Source organism: Streptomyces sp. NBC_00091 (genome assembly GCF_026343185.1).
GTDB lineage: Bacteria > Actinomycetota > Actinomycetes > Streptomycetales > Streptomycetaceae > Streptomyces.
On sequence record NZ_JAPEMA010000003.1, the window covers coordinates 79,481 to 83,530 of the forward strand.

A 4,050-nucleotide genomic window follows, 5' to 3' on the forward strand; every position below is an offset into this window, starting at 1 on the left:
CGCACCGTCCGGGCCCCGCTCAGTGCGCGTCGGAGTCGGCCGTGGCGGACAGCAGCGACAGGCGGCTCGCGGTCCGGTTGACGTCGAGCGGCAGGGTCTCGCCGCGCAGTACGTCGTCGAGCGGTGCCTCTCCGACGAGGACGAGGCGTACGTCCCGGTCGCAGAGCACGTCGATCAGGTTGGCGAACCGCTGGGCCGCGTCCCGGTTCTCCCCGGCCAGGCGGGGCAGGCCGGAGAGCACCCAGCGGGGGAAGCGGTCCACCACGGCCAGGTAGTCGCCGGTCGAGTTCGGCTGGTCGCACAGGTCGTGGAAGTCGAACCAGACCAGGTCGCCGCGGACCGCCAGCGCGGGCACCGTGCGGCCGCCGCTGACCTCCACCGGCCGGCGTTCGGCGGCCTCGGGCAGGCTCAGGCCCTGCTCGGCGAGCTGCTCGCCGGTGCCGGGCCAGACGTACGCCCCGCGCTCGAACTCGGAGCGGGCCGCGCCGGATGCGTACTCGGCCCGGTAGTCGCGTCCGCCGCCGAGCTCGACCACGTCCATGGTCTCTTCGAGCATCTTGATCGTGGGCTCGAACATCTCGTGGAAGACCGGGTTGGGGAGCAGTCCGGCCGGAGGGTAGTTCGAGGTGGTGAGCAGGGTGATCTTCTGGTCGAGGATCGACCTGAGCACCCGGCCGATCAGCATCGCGTCACCGGCGTCGTGGACGTGGAACTCGTCGAAGACGAGGAAGCGGCAGTCGCCGAGGAGTTCGGTGACGGCGAGGTCGGTGACCCGGCGGTCGCCGCGGTGGCGGTAGTACGCGGCGTGGAACTCGCGGAAGAAGTCGTGGAAGTGCAGCCGGCGCTTGTTCCGCAGCGGCAGGGCCTCGTAGAAGGTGGTGGTCAGCCAGCTCTTGCCGCGGCCGACCGACCCCCACAGGTACACCCCGCGCGGTGGTGCGGGGTTGCGGCGCAGCAGTCCCCGTCGCCGCGTCACCTCCGCGCCGAGTTCGCCGAGCCTGAGGGCGGCCTGCCGCTGGGCGTCGTCCAGCACGAATCCGGCCTGCTGGGCGGCGTGTTCGAACTCCCGCATCAACTGATGATCACCAGTTTCCCGTTGGTATCGAATCCTGATGCGCACGAGCGATCAAGAGATGATCATCATTCCCGACGCGTACGGTCCCCTCCAAGGCTGGATCACCGCGACCCCTCCCCCCACCCCTGCGTCCGGCCCGGGCACCCCTGACCGGGCGCCGGCCACCCCTACTCGGCCGGTCCGGCCAGGGTGGTGACGTGCGCGGCCAGGTCGCGCAGGCGGGGGTGGCGGTAGACGTCCTTGGTGGGGAGGGTGACGCCGAGTTCGGCGCGGACGCGGGCCACCACGCGCAGGGCCATCAGGGAGTGCCCGCCGAGGGCGAAGAAGTCGTCGCCGGCCCGGACGGCGTCCCGGCCCAGGACGGTGGACCAGACCTCGGCGACGAGCCGCTCGGCCGGGGTCCGCAGCTCCTCGTCCGGGCCCGTGTCCGGGCCCGCGTCCGGGCCGGTCCCGGGGTGCGGCGGCGGGGGCGCGGTGGGCAGGGCGGCGCGGTCGAGCTTGCCGCCGGGGGCCAGCGGCCACGGGCTGACCGCCTGGAAGGCGGCCGGGACCAGGTGCGCGGGCAGCCGGTCCGCCAGGTGGGCGCGCAGCGGTGCGGGGTCGGTGCCGGTGCCGGGGGCGGGCAGCCAGTAGGCGGTGAGCGTCTCCCCGCGCGGTTCCACCGCGGCCGCGGCGACCGAGGGGTGGCCGGCCAGGGCGGCCTCGACCTCGCCGGGTTCGATGCGCAGGCCGCGCAGTTTGACCTGGCGGTCGGTGCGGCCGAGGAGTTCGAGGGTGCCGTCCGGGCGGAGCCGGCCGCGGTCGCCGGTGCGGTACATGCGGGATCCGTCGGCCTGCCAGGGGTCGGCCGTGAAGCGTTCGGCGGTGGCGGCGGGGCGGCCGGCGTAGCCGCGGGCGGGGCGGTCGCCCGCCAGGTACACCTCGCCGGTCTCCCCGGCGGGCAGCCGGCGCAGGCGTGCGTCGAGGACGTAGACGCGGATGCCGGGCAGGGGGCGGCCGGCGTGCGGGTCGGGGCCGAGGACGGGGGCGGCGGTGGCGTCGACGGTGAACTCGGTGGGCCCGTAGAGGTTGACGGCCTCCAGGACTCCGCGGGCGGTGGCCTCGGCGATGCGCTGCCAGAGGGCGGCCGGGACCTGTTCGCCGCCGAGGTGCAGGCGCAGCGGCGGCTCGTGCGCGGCCCGGTCGGTGAGGCGGTCGTGGAGGGTGGCCCAGTGGGAGGGGGTGGCGTCGAGGTCCGTGACGGCGTGGGCGCGCAGGGTGGCGGCGAGCCGCTCCGGGTCGGCGCGGGTCTCGTCGTCGAGGAGGACGAGGGTGTCGCCCCGGCACACGCGGGTCCACTGCTGGACGGACGCGTCGAAGGAGGTGCTGGCGTTCCAGGCGACCGTGGCGGGGCCGGGCCCGTGGGTGCCCGAGGCGGCGAGGGCGGCCATCAGGCGGGCGACCCCGCCGCGGGTGGCCTCGACCCCCTTGGGGCGGCCGGTGGTGCCGGAGGTGTGGATGACGTACGCCGTCTCCAGCGGGTGGACGGCGGCCCAGTCGGCGGCGCCCTCCTCGCCCGGTGCGGGCAGCTCGTGCAGTACGTGGTGCAGGCCGGCTTCGCGGGCGATGCGCAGGCGGTGGGCCTCGGGGTAGGCCGGGTCCAGGGGGACGTAGGCGGCGCCCGCGCGCCAGACCGCGAGCAGGGCCACGACCAGGTCGGCTCCGCGCGGCAGGGCGATGCCCACCCGGGTGCCGCGTCCGGCGCCCCGGGCCAGCAGGCCGGCGGCGGCCCGGGCGGACGCGGTGTCCAGTTCGGCGAAGGTGAGGGAGCGGTCGGGGGCGACGACGGCGGTGCGGCCGGGGTCGCGGGCGACGGCCGCGGCGAACAGCCGCCCGGGATCGGGGGCGGCGGCCGGCGCGGGGGCGGACGCGTACGGGGCTGCGGATGCGGTGGTCATGAGGGGAATCCGGCGCTCTCGGTGGACGGGCGGCAGTCGGACAGGGCCACGGGGTCGCCCATGGCGACCAGGATGCGGCGCTCGCCCCGGTAGGCCTCCCGGCCGTGGGCGGTCAGGAGGTTGTCGACGAGCAGGACGTCGCCGGGGCGCCAGTCCTCCCGTACGGTCGCGGCGTCGTACGCGCGGTCGATGGCGGCGACCTGCTCCTCGGTGAGCGGGGTGCCGTCGCCGAAGGAGGTGTCGAAGGGCAGCCCGTCGGGGCCGAGTTCGTCCAGGAGCACCTGGCGCAGCTCGGCGTCCAGGGCCCACTGGTTCCAGAACGCGGCGTGGTTGAACCAGACCTCCTCGCCGGTGTGCGGGTGGCGGATGACGGCGGGCCGTACCTGGGCGGTGCGCAGGGTGCCGTCCGGCTGCCAGGAGCAGCTGATCCGGTTCGCGGCGCAGTAGCGCTCGACCTCGTCGCGCGAATCGGTGGCGAAGGCGGTCCGCCAGTCGACGGACAGGTGGTCGGAGTAGGAGCGGGTCAGCCGCCAGCCGGTGGCGCGGAAGCGGCGCACGAGGTCCTCGGGGAGGTTGCGCAGCACCTGCCGGACGTCGGTGACGGGGGTGGCGCCGCCCTGTTCGGGGGCGATCAGGCAGCCGAAGAGCAGCCGGCCGGGAAAGGTGAGGGTGTAGCTGTTCTCGTTGTGGGGGCGGATCGGCTGCGCGGACGGCAGGTCGGTGGAGGAGAAGACGTCGTCGCCGAAGTCGCTGCGCGGGGTGGCCTTCTCCCGGTAGGCGGTGCGCTCGGTGAACAGGGCGTCGCGGATGCGGGCGAAGTCGGCCGGGTCGTGCAGGGGCAGGCCGCGCAGGAGGAGCGCGCCGCTTTCGGCGAGGGCCGCGCGCAGGGCCCCGCGGGAGGCGGAGAGCCAGTGGCAGGTCTGTTCGAGGCCGGCGGCCGGGCGGGCGGCGACCCGGGTGGGGGCGCCGGGGGTGACCCGCAGGCTGAGGGGGGCGGTGCGGGAGAGGGACAGGGTGGTCATGTCTTCGGGGTTCTCC

The 4,050-nt window shown here is 75.5% G+C and carries 3 protein-coding genes; all 3 read right to left on the bottom strand.

The window, feature by feature from the left end; translation table 11 throughout:
• Positions 1–19: 19 nt before the first annotated feature.
• Positions 20–1,072 (bottom strand): cell division protein ZapE, encoded by a 1,053-nt coding sequence (gene zapE, locus OOK34_RS31760; protein WP_267037599.1) that lies wholly within the window; start codon positions 1,070–1,072, stop codon positions 20–22.
• Positions 1,073–1,242: 170 nt separating this feature from the next.
• The gene (locus OOK34_RS31765; protein WP_267037600.1) at positions 1,243–3,012 is read right to left on the bottom strand and encodes a non-ribosomal peptide synthetase; all 1,770 of its coding nucleotides are present in this window, start codon (positions 3,010–3,012) and stop codon (positions 1,243–1,245) included.
• Positions 3,009–4,034: a TauD/TfdA family dioxygenase gene (locus OOK34_RS31770; protein WP_267037601.1), complete on the bottom strand. Its 1,026-nt coding sequence runs from the start codon at positions 4,032–4,034 to the stop codon at positions 3,009–3,011. Before OOK34_RS31770 ends, OOK34_RS31765 begins: the two co-directional genes overlap by 4 nt.
• Positions 4,035–4,050: the final 16 nt, after the last annotated feature.

Excerpts from the sequence above, each read along its gene's own strand:
- zapE (WP_267037599.1), bottom strand. The coding sequence starts at position 1,072 with ATGCGGGAGTTCGAACACGCCGCCCAGCAGGCCGGATTCGTGCTGGAC.
- OOK34_RS31765 (WP_267037600.1), bottom strand. The coding sequence starts at position 3,012 with ATGACCACCGCATCCGCAGCCCCGTACGCGTCCGCCCCCGCGCCGGCC.
- OOK34_RS31770 (WP_267037601.1), bottom strand. The coding sequence starts at position 4,034 with ATGACCACCCTGTCCCTCTCCCGCACCGCCCCCCTCAGCCTGCGGGTC.